Origin of the sequence: Empedobacter sp. UBA5036 (genome assembly GCF_002415215.1) — a bacterium.
GTDB classification, from domain to species: Bacteria; Bacteroidota; Bacteroidia; order Flavobacteriales; family Weeksellaceae; genus Empedobacter; species Empedobacter falsenii_B.
This window is the reverse complement of record NZ_DICC01000036.1, coordinates 1-18,381: the sequence shown is the minus strand read 5'-3', so window position 1 is coordinate 18,381 and position 18,381 is coordinate 1. Positions and strand designations below refer to the sequence as shown.

17 protein-coding genes, 2 rRNA genes and 1 riboswitch are annotated in these 18,381 nt (G+C 31.0%); of the genes, 10 read left to right on the top strand and 9 right to left on the bottom strand.

The window, feature by feature from the left end; genetic code table 11:
* A partial coding sequence (locus B4J88_RS06630; protein WP_291064696.1) for a hypothetical protein occupies window positions 1-326 on the top strand: 326 nt, incomplete at its 5' end.
* Window positions 327-378: 52 nt separating this feature from the next.
* Here B4J88_RS06630 and B4J88_RS06625 read toward each other — a convergent pair.
* Entirely contained in the window at window positions 379-1,173 is a 795-nt protein-coding gene (locus tag B4J88_RS06625; RefSeq protein ID WP_219035213.1) for an alpha/beta fold hydrolase, read from the bottom strand.
* A gap of 926 nt (window positions 1,174-2,099) precedes the next feature.
* A riboswitch (SAM-I-IV-variant riboswitch) is annotated at window positions 2,100-2,194 on the top strand.
* A 48-nt stretch (window positions 2,195-2,242) separates the two neighbouring features.
* Here B4J88_RS06625 and B4J88_RS06620 point away from each other — a divergent pair.
* The 5 genes from B4J88_RS06620 to B4J88_RS06600 all read left to right on the top strand — a co-directional run bounded on the left by B4J88_RS06620 (window position 2,243) and on the right by B4J88_RS06600 (window position 5,429).
* Window positions 2,243-2,848, top strand: coding sequence for a hypothetical protein (locus B4J88_RS06620; protein WP_115001178.1), 606 nt, complete (start codon window positions 2,243-2,245; stop codon window positions 2,846-2,848).
* Between the two features lie 48 nt (window positions 2,849-2,896).
* The gene (locus tag B4J88_RS06615) at window positions 2,897-3,319 is read left to right on the top strand and encodes a PaaI family thioesterase (protein WP_291047265.1); all 423 of its coding nucleotides are present in this window, start codon (window positions 2,897-2,899) and stop codon (window positions 3,317-3,319) included.
* Window positions 3,319-3,846: a DUF4269 domain-containing protein gene (locus B4J88_RS06610; protein ID WP_185144466.1), complete on the top strand. Its 528-nt coding sequence runs from the start codon at window positions 3,319-3,321 to the stop codon at window positions 3,844-3,846. Before B4J88_RS06615 ends, B4J88_RS06610 begins: the two co-directional genes overlap by 1 nt.
* Before the next feature lie 88 nt (window positions 3,847-3,934).
* On the top strand, window positions 3,935-4,102 hold the full coding sequence (locus B4J88_RS06605; protein WP_219035215.1) for a VOC family protein: 168 nt from the start codon (window positions 3,935-3,937) through the stop codon (window positions 4,100-4,102).
* A 412-nt stretch (window positions 4,103-4,514) separates the two neighbouring features.
* Window positions 4,515-5,429: an AEC family transporter gene (locus tag B4J88_RS06600; RefSeq protein WP_038337191.1), complete on the top strand. Its 915-nt coding sequence runs from the start codon at window positions 4,515-4,517 to the stop codon at window positions 5,427-5,429.
* 103 nt (window positions 5,430-5,532) lie between these two features.
* On the opposite strand, the gene B4J88_RS06595 is transcribed toward B4J88_RS06600, so the two are convergent.
* A complete protein-coding gene (locus B4J88_RS06595) occupies window positions 5,533-6,279 on the bottom strand; it encodes a dienelactone hydrolase family protein (protein WP_291047268.1) in 747 nt (248 codons plus the stop codon).
* Between the two features lie 80 nt (window positions 6,280-6,359).
* Between B4J88_RS06595 and B4J88_RS06590 the strand changes: the two genes are divergently transcribed.
* The gene (locus tag B4J88_RS06590) at window positions 6,360-6,776 is read left to right on the top strand and encodes a DUF2007 domain-containing protein (protein WP_115001183.1); all 417 of its coding nucleotides are present in this window, start codon (window positions 6,360-6,362) and stop codon (window positions 6,774-6,776) included.
* A 58-nt stretch (window positions 6,777-6,834) separates the two neighbouring features.
* Here the strand turns inward: B4J88_RS06590 and B4J88_RS06585 are convergent, their stop codons facing one another.
* The 3 genes from B4J88_RS06585 to B4J88_RS06575 form a co-directional block, all read right to left on the bottom strand.
* Entirely contained in the window at window positions 6,835-7,833 is a 999-nt protein-coding gene (locus tag B4J88_RS06585) for a beta-ketoacyl-ACP synthase III (protein ID WP_291047271.1), read from the bottom strand.
* Window positions 7,834-8,009: 176 nt separating this feature from the next.
* Window positions 8,010-8,903 (bottom strand): helix-turn-helix domain-containing protein, encoded by an 894-nt coding sequence (locus tag B4J88_RS06580; RefSeq protein WP_291047273.1) that lies wholly within the window; start codon window positions 8,901-8,903, stop codon window positions 8,010-8,012.
* Between the two features lie 101 nt (window positions 8,904-9,004).
* Window positions 9,005-9,931, bottom strand: coding sequence for a 2-hydroxyacid dehydrogenase (locus tag B4J88_RS06575; RefSeq protein ID WP_291047275.1), 927 nt, complete (start codon window positions 9,929-9,931; stop codon window positions 9,005-9,007).
* A gap of 141 nt (window positions 9,932-10,072) precedes the next feature.
* On the opposite strand from B4J88_RS06575, the gene B4J88_RS06570 reads away from it, so the two are divergent.
* Window positions 10,073-12,100, top strand: coding sequence for a M3 family metallopeptidase (locus B4J88_RS06570; protein WP_291066932.1), 2,028 nt, complete (start codon window positions 10,073-10,075; stop codon window positions 12,098-12,100).
* A gap of 55 nt (window positions 12,101-12,155) precedes the next feature.
* Here the strand turns inward: B4J88_RS06570 and B4J88_RS06565 are convergent, their stop codons facing one another.
* Entirely contained in the window at window positions 12,156-13,499 is a 1,344-nt protein-coding gene (locus B4J88_RS06565; protein ID WP_291066930.1) for an ammonium transporter, read from the bottom strand.
* A gap of 212 nt (window positions 13,500-13,711) precedes the next feature.
* On the bottom strand, window positions 13,712-14,236 hold the full coding sequence (locus B4J88_RS06560; RefSeq protein WP_115001191.1) for a GNAT family N-acetyltransferase: 525 nt from the start codon (window positions 14,234-14,236) through the stop codon (window positions 13,712-13,714).
* A gap of 101 nt (window positions 14,237-14,337) precedes the next feature.
* Here B4J88_RS06560 and B4J88_RS06555 point away from each other — a divergent pair, with 101 nt between their 5' ends.
* Both B4J88_RS06555 and B4J88_RS06550 read left to right on the top strand, forming a co-directional pair.
* Entirely contained in the window at window positions 14,338-16,920 is a 2,583-nt protein-coding gene (locus tag B4J88_RS06555) for a flippase-like domain-containing protein (RefSeq protein WP_291066928.1), read from the top strand.
* A complete protein-coding gene (locus B4J88_RS06550; RefSeq protein WP_280062707.1) occupies window positions 16,910-17,611 on the top strand; it encodes an AcvB/VirJ family lysyl-phosphatidylglycerol hydrolase in 702 nt (233 codons plus the stop codon). Before B4J88_RS06555 ends, B4J88_RS06550 begins: the two co-directional genes overlap by 11 nt.
* Window positions 17,612-17,840: 229 nt before the next feature.
* Here B4J88_RS06550 and rrf (B4J88_RS06545) read toward each other — a convergent pair.
* Window positions 17,841-17,948 (bottom strand): 5S ribosomal RNA (gene rrf / locus B4J88_RS06545).
* 82 nt (window positions 17,949-18,030) lie between these two features.
* Window positions 18,031-18,139 (bottom strand): 5S ribosomal RNA (rrf, locus tag B4J88_RS06540).
* Window positions 18,140-18,381: the final 242 nt, after the last annotated feature.

Here is an 18,381-nt window from a genome sequence, read left to right as displayed (position 1 = left end):
TCAAAATGCACAACGGGTATTATTTATTAGAAAATCATGAAAATTTGAAAGATTTAAAATACTTATACAAATCTTTCTTTAAATATAAAACTCCTTTAAAATATGGAAAATTAACCCATAACTCAATAAATTGGTATAAGACTCTTATTGATAGTTATGATTCTGACAATTATGATTTAAAATATAATGAAATAGTTAATAAATTAAACAAATTTTATATAACTGCTTCTGGTAATCCAAGAAAATATATTGATAATACTATTGATTTATTTAAAGAATTATTAGACAAAGAAATTATAAATTTAGACAAGAAGACTATTTCTTAATATATTATATAAAATTCACTAAAAAAAAGCTCCTTATCAGGAGCTTTAGTTTTTATGCGACATTATTGATAAACTCTTTTTCGAGGATACCGTCTACTATTTTTTCAACCTTATCGATGTTTGCTTTTAGTAATTCGTTGTCTTCTATTTGTTCTATTTCGTGGAACTGTACATGTTTGTTAAACTCTTGCAGTTTGGCGTAATAACGTTTCAATTCTGCTTTGTTGAACAAGTTTCCATTCTTCACATAAATCACATGTATTTTTGATTTGATGTATTGCGAAACTTGCAATATATCGCCTCTATTGCGTGATATATCTATCGAATAAAAAATAGATTTCAGGTATTCGCTTTTAGCTGTTGGCTCTTTTACCAACCAATCTGTAGTCTTAGGACTTGCTGCTATCGGAATAATATTCAGCACCTTATTTGGATACAAACATGCCATTTCCCACGCTAATCCTCCACCTAAATCTGCACCAATAATGGCAAAAATCTCGTCTACTTCCAATTCAAATAACGTCAACCAAAACAATACCGCTACATCGCGTGCTGTAATGTGATCGCGTGGAATATAGTCGTACTTTATGGTTTCGGAAACGCCATTTCCAGGAATATCTATACAGATTACCGTATACTCATTAAGATCAATTGCTTTGTTTTTCCCCATGACTCCATCCCAATGATAGGTACAATCTGAATCTCCATGTAAGGAATGGTTAATCAAAATGACTGGAGCTGTTCCTAATGGAAGTCCAAAAAGTTGAAATGTTACCGAAACATTGTTTAAGATTGTGTTGTCCTCTAAGGGCCAAACTGGGATCGTTACTTGTTGTAAACTTTGCATTGTTTTTAATTTTATATTGGTAATTGTTGTTTTTGTTTAAAAAAAATCCCCATCGAAAATCGACGGGGAAACCTAAAATATATTAAAAAATAAAATCTCTTTTTAGTATACATGACTTTCCCACGTCTGGATATTCCAAACCTGTTTGCGAATCGACATATATAAGCACGTAAACTTCATTTTTTAATTACTTTGTTATTCAAATGTATAAAATAATTTTCGGCAAACAATTAAATTTATCTTAATTATTTGTAAAATTTTCTAAATCTCTATTTTTAATAGCGAAGTAGTCCCCCTAAACTTGTTTCAGGGTCGCATTTAATTCAAAACATAAAAATTTTAACCACATAGAGACATAGAAATAGATTCCTCGATACCTTGGAATAACAAACTACCATTGGTAACTGTCATGTTGAGCTTGCCGAAACATCTTCTACTGGAAAAGTTTAGATTCTTCATTCCGCTAAAGCTACATTCAGAATGACAATACGTGAAAAATATCTCCTTGAGGAGATTATAGAGGTGTTTTCTTAATGAGAAGTTGAAATGAATTCAACTTGACGGACTCCTTAAGTCACCCTGAACTTGTTTCAGGGTCACATCTAATTCAGAACATAAAAGTTTTAACCACATAGAAACATAGAAATAGATTCCTCGATACCTTGGAATAACAAACTACCATTAGTAACTGTCATGTTGAGCTTGCCGAAACATCTTCTACTGGAAAAGTTTAGATTCTTCATTCCGCTAAAGCTACATTCAGAATGACATCTACTGTCTTGTTGAGCTTGCCGAAACATCTTTTTTTGAGTGCGAAGCTGAAATAAATTTAGCTTGACTAGAAGTATTTATTTAACTCTAAATAATCGTTTTAAAATAAAATTATTAGAATAGATTACTACATATTCAATTTTTTATGTAGTTTTACACCGTATTTCGAATCGTAGAAAACGATACCAACCGAGAGGAGTCTCCACGGTGGTAAAACAATACGGGAGTTCATCCAAAAACAACGAAAAATCCCCTATTATCGAAATACAATAATTGTTTTATTTTAACTATTTATTGTATGTCACAAAACATTTCTGAGCTTAATTTAGCTCCTATATCAGATGAAAAATTGGTCGATTTTATCAATCAACAATTGCCTATTACAGTTCCTGCGCTAAAAGATCATATTATCGAAGAATTCAAGAAAAGAAGTTTGGATTATCGCCATCTATACAATGTAAAAACAGATGAATTGAACATTAAACTTCCGCTTAGTTTAATCGACGGTTGCTTGTTCGAACGTAATATTCCCAAACCGCCTTTGGTAGGTAATTTCTACGCTGTTGTACATAGATTGAGAAACTTTTTGCAACATAGCAAAGAATTGAACGGAAAACGCCTTAAAACGTTTCATTATATCTTCGATCAACTTTATTTACCTTATGAATTGATTGATATTATTTCGGAAGAAGATGTCAAAAATCTAACTGAAGATGATGTATTTATTACTTTCAAAAACTCGAAACAACATTTCCCGAATGATAAGATTATCAATAATATTCCGAAAAATAATTTATTGATTACCGTCGACAAAGGGAATTATTATCGCGGTTTGGATAAAGTAATTTTGTCGCATCAAAATACAATTATCAAAGAAGAAAACTTGAATAACGTAACTGCATAACTGAAATTGCTTTCGACAAATCTCTATATTTGTTGAAAGCAATTTTATATGACGCCAGAAAAAAGAGAATTAGTAGAAGCAAGTTTTAATCGTTCGGAAACCTTAAAATTTTATAACGCATCACTTATCGAATGCGAAACGGACTATGTTTCGATTAAGATTCCGAAACAAGAAATGATGACACGTAAGCACGGAATGTTTAATGGTGCTATGATTGCTTCTTTGGTTGATGTTTCATCTGGTTATGCTGCTGTTTCTCACTATGACGACGATTGTTATGTGGTAACAGTTGAGTTAAAGGTGAATTATTTACGACCTGCTTTGGGTGGCTATTTACTATCAAAAGCCTATGTGATAAAAGGCGGAAAAAAGATAAGCACCATACGCACAGAGATTTTTGTAGTTGACGAAACAACGAACAAAGAAACGCATGTGGCTACTTCTTTGGTAACTATGATGAGAATAAAATGATGCAAAATTTTCTTACCATTGATTATTTAGAACACGGAAATGAAATACAACACAATGTGTTTCATTTGTTGCGCAATCATCAAATTTTAGAAAAACTTGACACATACAAACCTATTGTAGTAGGTACAATTCCGATTGAAATCAATATTGAAAATAGTGACATTGATATTATTGGTGAAACATCTAATTTTGAAAACGCTACAAATCATTTAACCGAGAATTTTTCTCATTATTTTGAATTTAAAATCAATCAATTAATAAACAATAACGAAATTTGTTTGACTTGTAATTTTAGAATTGATACGTTTGAAATTGAGATTTATTTAGAGAATAAGATTCCAACCGAACAAAATGCCTATCGACATATGCTCATTGAGGCGAAACTACTTGAAAAATTTGACGAACCATTCAAAAACAAAATCATCGAACTTAAAAAGAATGGGTACAAAACTGAACCTGCTTTTGCAAAAGTTCTTGAGTTAAAAGGTAATCCATATCTCGCCTTATTGGAGTATGAAGTAGATTAAACAGTTTTCTTATAACGCAATTAATTAAATCAATTCAACTTGTTATTTTCTTCTTTTTTGTTGATTTAATTTTATAAAAAATCGCAGAATGAAAATAAGAGAATTACAATTGTTTACAAATGAGCTAGAAAAAACAAAATCATTTTATACAACTATTCTAGCTTTTGAGTTAATTGAAGAAACCGATAATCAGTTTAGTTTACAAGTTGGTTGGACAAGATTAACTTTTGTAAAATCGAATGAAGAATATATTTAGCTTATGAGAACTAAGCAGAATTTGATCAACATTCTATTTTTGGAATTTCTGAAATTGGTTTACCTACAACTTATATTGAAGCAACTAATCATATATTATAATAGAAAACAACATCTAAATTCTGAAAAGGAGATTTTGATACTTTTGGTACTAATGGCTCAGATGAAGGGAAAATATTATTACTAAATTATTTTATTAAAACAACTTAGTTTCCTACAACTGATACAATAATTCCTGCTCCATTTACAGCTATTTTGGAAAATGAAAATCATTATTCAAAAGTAATTTTAGATAATAATAAATTAAATATATCTAATCTTGCCATTTTATAAAAAATAAGCATTGAATAAAAAGTGATATCTTAAGGGTAAAAAAAATTTGGATTGTAACTTTGCATTCCAAATATCTAAAAATGGTAAACTTTATATTAATCGCAGTCTGTATAATCGCGGGAATGGTGTTTAAAGCAACAAAATCTATACATCCTGATGCTCATAAAGGGATCAATACATGGATCTTATATTTAGCTTTACCAGCAGTCTCGTTTAAGTATTTACCAAAAGTAGAATGGTCGCAAGAAATGTTATTTCCTATCTTTTCTACTGTCATTATTGCCGTTGGAAGTTTGTTTTACATGAAATTCTACAGCAAAGCAAAAGGATATTCGGAGAGATCGAGAAGAACATTGGAATTGGCAAGCGGCTATAGCAATACCTCTTTTATTGGTTTCCCTTTGATCTCAGCATTTTATGGAGAAAAATATTTAAGTATTGCGATTATTTGTGATCAAACCATGTTTTTGTGCTTGTCAACCATCGGAATAGTTTCTGCATTAAAAGGAGGAAGCAATGGATCTGGAGCAATAGATTCTAAATTTATCTTGAAACGATTATTTACTTTCCCCCCATTTTTAGGTTGTATTAGTGCATTGATTTTATCTCAATTTATCGACTTATCTCCTGCCGAACCTTTCTTCGACAAATTAGCTGCAACCGTAGGTCCATTGGCTTTATTTTCGGTTGGATTGCAATTAAAGTTTAATGGTTGGAGAAAATTATGGTCACAAATTTCGATGTCTATGGTTTACAAATTAATGATTGCGCCTGCAGTTGTAATGCTTTTAGCCATCGTAATTGGAATAAAAGGTGATGTGGCTAAAATCTCTATTTTTGAAGCTGCAATGCCTACATTAGTGACATCGAGTATTATTGCGGAACAATTTAAACTCAACACCAAACTAACCAATTTGATTATTGGTATCAGTATTATTGTAGGCTTTTTTACAGCTGCTTTTTGGTATGAAATGATACAATTGTTTATTCAGTAGATTTACATATTACGGTTTTTATTAGAATTAAGATAAATTTTATCTTCTAAAACCTTATTCTCGATACAAAATTCTAAAAAGAATCTCATTCGAATTGACGGTTTTATTTCAATACTTCTTCTAAAAACAATAATGTATGTTCCCAAGCTCTATCTGCCATTACTTTATTATAATCAGGTGATTCTGGATTGGTAAACGTGTGTTTTGAATTTGCGTAAGTTATCATTTGCCAATCTGTTTTTCCTTCGTTCATTTCAATTACTAAATTCGAAATATCTTCGGGTTTTACAGATTCATCTTCAGCAGGATGTTCAATCAAAACTTTTGTTTTAAGAGGAATATTTTTTCGAGCCGAATCTTTTGCTAATCCACCATGAATAGAAACAACGCCAACAACAGCTAATTGCACACGAGCAGCTTCTAATGCGCCTGTTCCTCCAAAACAATAACCAATTACAGCAATTTTACTTGGATCTGCACCAGCTTTGATTAACTCTTTCAACGCCAAATCAATTCGTTTTTGATAAGCTGCATAATCAGACTTGTATTTTCCTGCTATTTTAGCCGCTTCCGCATTATCTTTCGGATTGTTTCCTTCTCCATAAATATCCGCAACAAACGCAATATAGCCTTCTTTTGCTAAATCTATTGCAGCTTGTTTTGCTTCGTTATCAGCTCCTTTCCAAGCCGGTAAAATCAAAACTCCTGGACTTTTCTTTGTCGTATTATCAGTTACTAAACCGTTCAATTTTTGCGAACCATCTTTATAAGCAACTTGTTTTAGGTTTTGCGCATTTGTCGTATTCATCATCAATACAATTAAAAATAAACATTGAATTACATTTTTCATCTACTAAAAAATTTAAGACATTAAGATAAAAAGAACTAATTTTATATCGGATATTGAATTGAATATTTAACACAATTAGCATGGAACTTATTACATTAAAAACATTTGAAAGCCCTATTGAAGCACATATTTTACGTTCGAAATTAGAAAGTGAACAAATTGATGCTTTTGTTTTTGATGAACATTCGGTTGGTATGAATCAGTTTTTATCGAATGCAATTGGTGGTGTGAAAGTAAAAATTAAGAAAGAAGATACTGATCGTGCCATGAAAGTATTGGAAGAAATTGATGCTTCAAATTACACCAATGATTTGGACGAAATTCTTGTTTGCCCAAAGTGTGGAAGCAATGAGTATTACAGCAATTACAAGTCGATGAAAGGTGGAAAAGGCTTACTTTCTTTATTATCTTCTATCATATTTTGGGTTTACCCTATTTACTACAAAAACGTGTTCAAATGCAAGAAATGTGGTGAAGAATTTAATGGTTTACAATAAAAAAAGAACGACAATTTCTTGCCGTTCTTTATGAACAAAAATATATGATTTTTATTGATTAAATTGTCCAACGCAATAAGCTTGCTCCCCAAGAGAAACCTGCGCCAAAGGCTGTCAACATCAATAAATCTCCTTTCTTTAATTTTGATGTATTTTCCCAAATACACAACGGAATTGTCGCTGCAATTGTGTTTCCGTAATTTTCAATATTGATTAAAGTTTTACCTTCTTCAATATTAATTTCATTACCAACAGCGTCAATAATTCGTTTATTCGCTTGATGCGGAACCAACCAATTTACATCTTCAACAGAAAAATCGTTGCGTTTCAAAACATTGACACAGGTATCACTCATTGATTGAATTGCATTTTTGAATACAATTTTTCCATCTTGTCTAATGTAACGCTTCTCATCAACCAACAACTGTGAACTCGCTGGATACAAAGAACCACCTCCTTCTATATTCAAGAATTCTTTTCCAGTTCCGTTACTCAGTAACAAAGCATCTAAAATTCCTTCTTCGTTTGTAGGCTCTAACCAAACCACTCCTGCACCGTCTCCAAACAAAATATTTGTCGAACGATCTTTGATGTCTACATACGCACTGATTTTATCCGCACCAATGACCAGAACATTTTTGTAACGACTACTTTCAATCAACGAAGCGCCCATGTCCAACGCATATAAAAATCCAGAACAAGCCGCATTCATATCAAATGCCCAAACATTCTCTATTCCTAATTTTTCGCATACAATATTCGCTGTAGCAGGCATCAACATATCTGGTGTAGAAGTCGCAACAATCAACGCATCAACATCTTTGATGTCTTTTTTGTATGTATCAATTAAATTCTCAATTGCACTAACCGCCATATCAGAAGTCGCTAAACCTTCCTCTAAAATACGACGTTCTTTAATTCCCGTTCTTTTTACAATCCATTCATCAGAAGTGTCTGTAATCTTTTCTAAATCGGAATTAGTTCGTTTATTCTCTGGCACATAACCACCTATTGCTGAAATATGTGCAAATATTTTTTTTGTAAAATCTACCACCATAAAATTCTTTTCATTCAAATCTCATGTATCGATTATCTACTAAAAGACGCATCAATTAAAATTTGAGCAACAAAGGTCTATTCAATTTAACAAATTAGTTAGCGAAATAAACGTAATAATATGTCAGAAAGACGTTTTTAGAAAGTTTTCACATTTACATTGATTTACATCAATTATTAATTAGAAGCTATGAAAGTTCTTGGAGAAACACCGGCATAATTTTTGAAAAATTTACTAAAAACTGAGGTATCTATAAAATTTAATTCTGTCACAACATCAGAAACACTATTTTTTGGGTTCTTTAGCAAGACTTTTGCCTCTAATACAATGGCTTCAGCAATGATTTGTTTGGGTGATTTATTAAAGACTTCGACAATAATTTTAGTCAAATGTTTACGACTAATAAACATTTCATCTGCATAAAATTGTACATTACGCTGACGACGAAAATGAGTTGAAACTAAATACAAAAACTGCTTAGCCAATTCCTCCTTTCTGACTTCTTTCGTTGTACTTTTTGCCGTTACAGCTTGGTTGTAGTAATTTCCCATCTCATACATCATAACTGAAAAGTGATGTAAAACCAAATCTTTTGCAAAGATATTTTCATTCTTGATGGTATATTTACTAATCTTATTCAGATTGTAGCGCATATCACGTACAATCTTTTTATCTAAAGAAATGATTTTAGGATATTTGGACGATAAAAATTCTACTAAATTATTGGATTTCACGTGAAAACCAGCTTCAATAATCAAATCTGAATCAATAAAGATTGCTTGAACAGCAAAATCAGCCGAATGCTCTATAATCTCGAACAACTGACCTGGAAGAACCACAATAATATCATCACGTTTGATCAATGTTGGTTCTAAATTTACCGTGATTTCACATGTTCCTGCAGTAATTAAAATCAACCCAAGCGAAGTAAACTTATAAGGTTTTCGTTTTACAAAATAATAATTGTTTTCAGGACCTACATCAAAGATTGCTAACCGACGATCGGTAGCTTCTTCTTTGTAAGTTCTTAAAATATTATTAATTGAATAAAGTTGAATATAATCACTCATTTTTAGCTTTTATTATTTCTAATACAATGTTAAAAGATTTTTTTGACAAGTAAAAACACAAATGCGTCTTTTTAACAAAATCTTACGTCATTTTGGTATATCTAATAACCTCTTTCTAATGAAACTTCATTCAATAAAGTTTCGTTATTTTTCATTCTGTTGTAGTTATCTGCAACTTGTTTTAGAGCAGTTGTTGCATTTGTAACACTCGCAATATGAGGTGTTACATAAACATTTTCATTCGTCCAAAAAGGGTGATTTTCTGGTAAAGGTTCTTCTACAAAAACATCTAAATAAGCCTCTTTTATTTGTTTTTCTTCGATTGCAATTAATAAATCCTTTTCGACCAAATGTGCTCCACGACCAACATTAATCAAAACTGCATGAACTGAACATTCTTTAAAAAAGTCTTTATTCAAAATACCTTCTGTATCATCTGTCAAAGGCAAAATATTGACAATAAAATTAGTTTTAGAAATCGCAGCATTCAAGCCTTCTTTTCCAGAAAAAGATTCTACTCCATTTATATTTTTTGGCGAATTCGACCAACCTTTGACTTGAAAACCTAACGCAACAAATTGCTCTGCTACTAACTTTCCGATTTCACCTAATCCTAAAATAGTAATAGTTGTTTCCTTGATATTTTGATAAATAGTAGGCTTCCACTCTTTACGAACTTGATCTTTATAATACGTCAATAGATTTTTCATTGAAGTCATAACACAAGCCAAAACATGCTCAAACATTTCTTGCTTCAAAGCAGGATCAACAATACGTGTTACCTTTATTGAATCTGGAATTTTGGTATGCAACAAATGGTCAATTCCTGCTCCAACAGATTGTACAACTTTTAGATTTGGAAATTCAGCCACATAATTTTTGTGCGGTTTCCAAGTTGCAATAAATTCTACATCTTCTAGATTTGAGATATTTGGATAAACTTCAACTTTCGTATCTGGCAACAATTCTTGTAAATTTCTTTGCCATTCTTCTGTTGATTTTTGATTGAATATTAAGGCTAAACTCATAATTGATTACTTTTAAAACAAATGTAAATAACTCCAAATTAATCACACATTAAATTTGACGATTTGTCAGATTTCTTACATTTGGATTAGAATTTGAAAGAGTTCAAACAAATATATTTTAACTAAAAAAATACACTATAAATGACAAATCCGTTATTAGAAAAATTTGAAACACCTTTTGAAAGTGCTCCTTTTTCTAAAATCAAAAATGAAGATTACAAACCTGCTTTTATCCAAACAATTGAAGAGGCGAAAGCAGAAATAGATGCAATTACTGCGAATCCTGAAGCGCCAACTTTTGCAAATACAATTGAAGCAATGGAACTTTCTGGTGAAAAATTAGGACGAATTTCTTCTATTTTCTTCAACCTTAATTCTGCTGAAACGAATGATGAAATTCAAGAAATTGCACAAGAAGTTTCGCCTTTATTATCTGAATTTGGAAATGATGTTCGCTTAAATCAAGATTTATTTGAACGAATTAAAATCGTTTATAATCAAAAGGAATCGTTGATTTTAACCGATGAACAAGCTTATTTATTAGAAAAAAAATACAAAGGTTTTTCTAGAAATGGTGCAAACCTAAACGAAGAAGACAAAAATAAATTACGCGAAATAGACAAACAGCTTTCGATGTTATCGTTGCAATTTGGACAAAATGTTTTGGCTGAAACAAATGCATACGAATTGATTATTACTGATGAAAATGATTTGAAAGGTTTACCTCAATATGCTATTGATCAAGCAAAAGCCGATGCAGAACAAAAAAATCACGAAGGTTGGTTGATTACGTTGCAAGCACCAAGCTATATTCCATTTATGCAATACGCAGAAAACCGTGAATTAAGAGAAAAATTGTTTAGAGCAAATGGTGTAAAAGCTTATCAAAATAATGAATTTAATAACGAAGAAAATGTCAAAAATATCGTAAAACTTCGTCACGAACGTGCTAAAATATTAGGTTATAAAACGCATGCTGATTATGTTTTGGAAGAACGTATGGCAAAAACACCAACAACTGTTTTAGATTTCTTGAATGATTTATTAACGAAAGCAAAACCATTTGCGGAAAAAGAAATTGAGGAATTAACTGCATTTGCAAAAGAAACTGATGGGATTGAAACATTGCAACGTTGGGATCATGCGTACTATGCTGAAAAACTAAAACAGAAAAAATTCAGTCTTTCTGACGAAGAATTGAAACCTTATTTTCAGTTAGAAAATGTGATTCAAGGAGCTTTTGATGTGGCGACAAAATTATATGGAATTACATTTAAAGAAATTCATAATATTGATAAATACAACGATGAAGTAACAACTTATGAAGTTCTAGATAAAAATGGAGCGTTCTTAAGTTTATTGTATGCAGACTTTTTCCCGCGTGCAGGAAAACGCCCTGGTGCTTGGATGACAAGTTACAGAGAAGCCTCTAATGTGAATGGAAATACCAAACGTCCGCACGTTTCGATTGTTTGTAATTTTACAAAACCAACGAAAGACACCCCGTCATTATTGACATTTCAGGAAGTGACAACATTGTTCCACGAATTTGGACATGCGCTACACGGAATGTTACCAAATACAACGTACGAAAGTCTTTCTGGAACAAATGTTTATTGGGATTTTGTTGAATTACCCTCTCAATTTTACGAAAACTTTTGTTACGAACCAGAAGCTTTAAAATTATTTGCAAAACATTATCAAACAGGAGAAATTATTCCGCAAGAATTAATTGAAAAAGTAAAAGCTTCTTCAAGTTTTATGGAAGGTTATCAAACTGTTCGTCAATTGAGTTTTGGATTATTGGATATGGCTTATCATGCGAATGATTTGGCTGAAATCAATGATTTACAACAATTTGAAAAAGAAACTTTCAAACAAACAGAGTTGTATCCAGAAATTGATAAAAATATGATGAGTACATCCTTCTCTCATATTTTTCAAGGTGGATATTCATCTGGTTATTATTCATATAAATGGGCAGAAGTTTTGGATGCAGATGCCTTTGCATTCTTCCAAGAAACTGGAATTTTCAATCCAGAAACAGCTCAAAAATTCTATAAACTTTTATCATCTGGAGGAACAGTAGAACCGATGAAATTGTACGAAGAATTTAGAGGTCATAAACCAACAGCAGATGCTTTATTAAAGCGTGCTGGATTAGTATAAATTGAAAATCCGACTACAAAAAGTAGTCGGATTTTTTTATAATATCATTGTTTAATTAATGTAAACTTTCCTCGTGTTGCGACAAATCTAATCCTTCGAACTCTGCTCTATCACTCACACGTAAGTGAATCATTTTATCCGTAATATAAAATAAAGCAATCGCACCGAAAAAAGTAAATAACGAGACAAACAACAAAGCAATCATATGATGTGCAAACACATCCACCCCGCCATGTAACAAACTCGCATTTTCACCATGTGCAAAAATAGCTGTCAAAATCATTCCCATTATTCCTCCGACACCATGACATGCAAAAACATCTAAAGTATCGTCAACTCGTTTTAATACTTTCCAATGAACCATTACATTTGAGACAATAGCAGTAATAAAGCCAAAAAATATACTTTCAGGAATTGTAACAAATCCACAAGCTGGAGTGATTGCTACTAATCCAACTACAGCCCCTATACATGCTCCCATAGCAGAAACGCTACGACCATTAATTCTATCAAAAAGTATCCATGTCATCATTCCAGAAGCAGAAGCAATTGTTGTTGTTCCGAAAGCTAAAGCTGCTGTGGCATTTGCTCCCAAAGCTGAACCAGCATTGAAACCAAACCATCCGAACCATAACATTCCTGTTCCAAGCATAACAAATGGAATATTTGCAGGTTTGTGTTCTCTGTTTTTACGTTTACCTATCACCAAAGCTCCTGCTAATGCTGCAAATCCTGCACTCATATGAACAACAGTTCCTCCAGCAAAATCTTTTACGCCAAAATATTTATTCAATAAACCTTCTGGATGCCAAACCATATGACAAAGCGGTGTGTAAATGATTAAACTAAATAAAATCATAAATAACAAATATGAAATAAAACGCACTCTTTCAGCAAAAGAACCTGTTACAAGCGCTGGTGTAATGACTGCAAATTTCATTTGAAACAATGCAAATAAGACAAATGGAATTGTAGATGCCATCTCTTTGTGTGGAAATGCCCCGACATGATTAAAAAATGGATAACTTAATGGATTACCAATAATTCCGTAATGTTCTCCATTTATTGTAAAACCGATTGATTCGCCAAAAGACAGTGAAAACCCAACTACAACCCACAAAATAGAAATCACACCTAAGGCAATAAAACTTTGCAACATGGTAGAAATAACATTTCGTTTCCCCACCATTCCTCCATAAAAAAATGATAAACCTGGCGTCATCAATAACACCAATCCTGCAGCTGCTAAAATCCAGGCGACATCTGAATTTACAATATTTTCTTCGCTAAGGAATTCTCCTGTATTTGAAATATCTACAACTGGTTTCCAAAATAATCCAGCGAATGCAACTAGTGTTATAATTGCAAAAGCTACTTTCCATTTTAATCCAACTTTCATAAGTTTTTAATTTTAACCCTATCAAAATTAGATTATTTTTATATAAAATCATTTATTTTTAATTACACCCTATAAAAATTAGGGGTTAAAATATTAATTTTACACTTTAAACATAGTTGCCCTATACAAATTCATAAAAAAAGATTCCAAAAAAGGAATCTTTTTATCAATTTGATTATTTAGTTTTTTTAAATTCTATCTAAAATATTCAATTATGTTAAATTCTGAATAATTTTCTGAAAAGCTTTTCTTGGGCTTCCATCAAAATAAACTTCGCCACAATAATGATAACCTAACTTTTCAAAAACACGCAACATTCCAATATTATCAAAGTTGGTATCAACTTTTATATTCTGTATTTTCTTTATAATTGCTATTTTTTCAATTTCATCCATCGTCCAAGTTCCTAAACCTTTTATCTTAACATCTTGTGCAACAGCCAATCGATGTATGACAATATATGGATCATCATTCATCCATTTTCCTTCAATTGCTGTATAAGCAGGTTCTATCTCATCAATAATTGCAACATATCCTATGATTAGATTATCAACATTCTCAATTATATAACCAAAACCATTTGAGATATCATTTTTTACAACATCTAGATTTGGATAACCATTTTGCCATTGATTACTTCCCTCCTCTTTTCTTTTCTCAATTGCTTGTTGCAAAATTTCCCAAATTCTATCTGCATCATTCAAAATAGCTTGACGTAAATTTAATCCAGTCTCCATATCTTATTTTTATTTTCAATATAAGTTATTTTTAAGCAAATCATAAGTTTTGATATTTAATTTTTTGATAAATTAATAGAACTAAACAATGTCATACAAACATGAGGTTTCCAAAATCTATAAAATATGTAAAAATACCTTGGCAACAAGTTTTAGCAATACTTATTTTATTACTCGCATTTGTATTTTTCAGAAGCGAACGCAAAGAAATGATGCAAATTATTCCGAGTATTCAAAGCGCAAAACCTATTTGGCTATTGATCGGTTTCGGAATAACGATTCTCTATATTTCGCTGCAAGCTGCAATGTATATCACAAGTTTCAAAGCAGTTGGTTTACCTCTTAAATTTTGGGACGCTGTCAATTTATTTCTCAAACGAAATTTTATCAGTGTTTTTCTACCAGCGGGCGGAATTAGTTCTTTGGCTTATTTACCCAAACAAATCAAAAAGCAACAATTTGAAACAAATAAAATCATTCAGGCAAGTTCTATTTATGGTTTTATTGGATTATTAACGGTTTTCATCATTGGCGTTCCTATCATTATTTATAGTATTTACGTCAACAAATATTTTAATGATTCGTGGATATCATTAGTCATTTTGGGCATAATTTTAATTCTAGTTTATTTCATTTATAACTCATTCAAAACCAAAAATAAATTCTATCAAATTATAGAAAATAAATTTCCAAAGATTACGGAAGAAATCAATCCAATTTTTGAAGCTTCTTTAGACAGGAAAAATATTAATTTCACGATTCTAATTTCGACAATCATCGAAATTACTGGGATTTTACATGTCTACATCGCAATGTTAGCGTTAGGCATTCAACCCACTTTTGATGCGGCGGCTTTGGCATATACGATTTCTGTTTTATTGATGATTATTTCGCCATTTTTGAGAGGTTTGGGCGCTGTAGAATTTACGATGGTGTATATTTTAACACAATTCGGTTATTCTCATAACCAAGGTTTAGCTACAACTTTATTGTATCGCGTTTTCGAATTTTGGCTGCCTTTAGGTTTTGGATGTTTGAGTTTTATGTGGCGTGGAAGAAAACTATTTGCGCGAATTTTTCCTGCTGTTATGATTTTTACATTAGGAATGATTAATATAATTTCAGTCATCACTCCTCCTCTTGCAGAACGTTTGCATTTCGAAAAATTATATTTACCAACCGAATTCATGCATCTTTCAAAATTGATGATTCTATTTATCGGAATTGCTTTATTGATTACATCATCTTATCTCATCAAAGGATTAAAATCTGCATGGGTTTTTGCTTTAATATTTGCTATACTTTCCTTTTTCGGAAATATATTCAAAGCATTGGATTACGAAGAAGCTGGATTCGCATTTTTGACCATTGTACTATTAATTTACAGCAGAAATCAATACCCATTGAAAACAAATTTGAAAAGATTAAGACAGGGATTCTCGATTTTTTTATTAGCATTTTTTGCTATTTTTATTTTCAATGTTTTAAGTTTTTATTTCATTGATAAACGACATTTTGGTGTAGATTTCTCTTGGAATCAGGCTTTTTATTATACATTCCAAAACTTCTTATTGTTCAGCGAAAACAATTTAGTTCCGAGAACAACCTTTGCCAAAGATTTCAAAGACATCAATATTTTTTTTGGATTTAGTTCTTGGATATTATTGATTTTAGCATTCTTTAGAGCTAAAAATTATAACACAAAAGATATTCAGGATTATGAAGAAGCAGAAGAAATTGTCGAAAAATATGGCAATTCAGCATTAGATTATTTTAAATTAATGGATGATAAAACACTTTATTTTTCTTCAAATATTAATGGTTTTGTTGCGTATAAAATCGGTTTAAATTTTGCTATTGTTTTGGATAATGTCGTTTGTGATACAAAGTATAAATCAGATTTAATTTCAGAATTCGAAAATTATTGTAGAACAAAAGGTTTGAAAACTGCGTATTATAGAGTTTCGGAAAATGATTTAATTGATTTCAAAAAGTTTAAAAAACAACATTTATTAATTGGACAAGAAGGAATTATTGAGGTTGATTCCTTTAATCTTCAAGGAAAAGAACGTAAATCGATGCGAAATGCATTGAATACTTTAGAGAAAAAAGGTTTTAAAACAGAGGTTATTCTACCTCCTTTGACAGAAGGATTTTTAAATGAAATTGAATCTGTTTCAAATGAATGGTTAAAAGAATTTGATAAAAAAGAAATTGTATTTGCTGAAGGTAAATTTGACAGAGAAATATTAAAAAATCAGACTATTATTGCATTGAGAAATGAAGAAAATAAAGTAGTAACATTTCTGAATGTGATACCAGATTATGCAAAAGATGAAATGACTTACGATTTGTTTCGCAGAACTGTTGATTCGCCAAATGGTAGTATGGATGCGGTGATAATTGCATTAATTAATCACGCCAAAGAAAATCAAAAGAAATACATCAACATTGGTTTAACTCCATTAGCTGGTTTGGATAAACCAAATAATATTGCTGAGCAACTCATGAAATTTGCTTATCAACGAATTGGTACGTTTAAACAATATCAAACAATGCGCGATTTCAAAGAAAAATACGCCAATTATTGGATCAATAAATACATCATTTATGCTAATGAAGTAGAACTTCTTCAACTTCCACAAGCGTTAAATAAAGTTATGAAACCTCAAGATGAAAACTAAATATTTCATATTATTTGGATTGATTATCACTACAATTGGTTTGTATATCGTACGTACAAAAGGAGATGATATAGATATCAAAGATCCTTTACCGCTTAAAATATGGGAAAATAAAAATGAAACTAAACCTATCTTGTTTTATTTAAGTGGAGATGCTGGATTAGGATCTTTCTCAAAATCAATTTGTAAGAATCTACATCAAAAAGGTTATGATATTTATGCATTAAATTCTAAAGTTTATTTTTGGAACGAGAAAGATCCTAAAAAAACGGCAGAAATATTAAGTCAATTTTTAGAAGAAAAGTTCAAACATCACAAAAATCAAGAAGTTGTATTTATCGGCTATTCTTTTGGTGCTGATGCGATTCCGTTTATTATCAATCAGCTTCCTACAAAAACCAAAGATAGAATACATCAACTTATTCTTCTAGATCCTTATGAAACAGCTGATCTTGAGATTCATTACAAAAATTTAATTTTTGAAAATGTAAGCGGAAAATGGAATACAATTCCAGAAATTAATCAATTACCTAATTTACATTTATCTATTATTTTAAGTGATTATGGAAAAAATTATCCCTACAATAAAATTACTTTTAGCAATAAAAATATAATTTCTTTGGGTGGTAATCATCACTTTAACCGAAATTATCAAAAAGTAACTGATACTATTATTAAAACTAGTAATTAATCATTAAATAAGAAAATATTCATTTAACATAATTACATCTTAAAATGTTCGGAACTTTTTTGATTTAAAATCTTCAAGCTCTCTTTTAATTTGTTAATCGTAGAATAAAAATGAAACTTAATCCTGATATTTAGTTGAATGATTTAAAAATTATTATAATACTTTCTAGTTAACTAAAAATTTAAAACATAAAAAAACCTCAAGAAATAAATCTTGAGGTTTGAATAAAAACTGGCGATGACCTACTCTCCCGCAATAGCAGTACCATCGGCACTGAAAGGCTTAACTTCTCTGTTCGGAATGGGAAGAGGTGAGCCCTTTCGTAATAATCACCCTAATATTTTTGTATTTTTAATCAGGTTTACATCCTAATGATTCGATAAAAAAGCCTCAAGAATAATCTTGAGGCTTTTGATAAAAACTGGCGACGACCTACTCTCCCGTAAGTAACAGTACCATCGGCGCAGGCAGGCTTAACTTCTCTGTTCGGAATGGGAAGAGGTGAGCCCTGCAGCTATAGTCACCCTAATATTTTTAAATAGGTTTTAGTTCCTAGTATATCTTGACATTATTGAGTTCGAAATTCGTTTTTCGTGTTTCGAATTTCGTATATACAATCTTTTGGTATTACTACATTAATCCAAATAAGATTAACTAACCTTCTCTATGACGATTAAATCAATGTTAGTATTTAATCTTTTTTAATTTTTGATATTGCTATCATTATCTTTGATTCGTTGTACTTTTTAAGAAAAAGTCTATGGGTAATT

Coding starts and splice junctions, on each gene's coding strand:
- B4J88_RS06625 (WP_219035213.1), bottom strand. CDS start 1,173: ATGCAAAGTTTACAACAAGTAACGATCCCAGTTTGGCCCTTAGAGGAC.
- B4J88_RS06620 (WP_115001178.1), top strand. CDS start 2,243: ATGTCACAAAACATTTCTGAGCTTAATTTAGCTCCTATATCAGATGAA.
- B4J88_RS06615 (WP_291047265.1), top strand. CDS start 2,897: ATGACGCCAGAAAAAAGAGAATTAGTAGAAGCAAGTTTTAATCGTTCG.
- B4J88_RS06610 (WP_185144466.1), top strand. CDS start 3,319: ATGCAAAATTTTCTTACCATTGATTATTTAGAACACGGAAATGAAATA.
- B4J88_RS06605 (WP_219035215.1), top strand. CDS start 3,935: ATGAAAATAAGAGAATTACAATTGTTTACAAATGAGCTAGAAAAAACA.
- B4J88_RS06600 (WP_038337191.1), top strand. CDS start 4,515: ATGGTAAACTTTATATTAATCGCAGTCTGTATAATCGCGGGAATGGTG.
- B4J88_RS06595 (WP_291047268.1), bottom strand. CDS start 6,279: ATGAAAAATGTAATTCAATGTTTATTTTTAATTGTATTGATGATGAAT.
- B4J88_RS06590 (WP_115001183.1), top strand. CDS start 6,360: ATGGAACTTATTACATTAAAAACATTTGAAAGCCCTATTGAAGCACAT.
- B4J88_RS06585 (WP_291047271.1), bottom strand. CDS start 7,833: ATGGTGGTAGATTTTACAAAAAAAATATTTGCACATATTTCAGCAATA.
- B4J88_RS06580 (WP_291047273.1), bottom strand. CDS start 8,903: ATGAGTGATTATATTCAACTTTATTCAATTAATAATATTTTAAGAACT.
- B4J88_RS06575 (WP_291047275.1), bottom strand. CDS start 9,931: ATGAGTTTAGCCTTAATATTCAATCAAAAATCAACAGAAGAATGGCAA.
- B4J88_RS06570 (WP_291066932.1), top strand. CDS start 10,073: ATGACAAATCCGTTATTAGAAAAATTTGAAACACCTTTTGAAAGTGCT.
- B4J88_RS06565 (WP_291066930.1), bottom strand. CDS start 13,499: ATGAAAGTTGGATTAAAATGGAAAGTAGCTTTTGCAATTATAACACTA.
- B4J88_RS06560 (WP_115001191.1), bottom strand. CDS start 14,236: ATGGAGACTGGATTAAATTTACGTCAAGCTATTTTGAATGATGCAGAT.
- B4J88_RS06555 (WP_291066928.1), top strand. CDS start 14,338: ATGAGGTTTCCAAAATCTATAAAATATGTAAAAATACCTTGGCAACAA.
- B4J88_RS06550 (WP_280062707.1), top strand. CDS start 16,910: ATGAAAACTAAATATTTCATATTATTTGGATTGATTATCACTACAATT.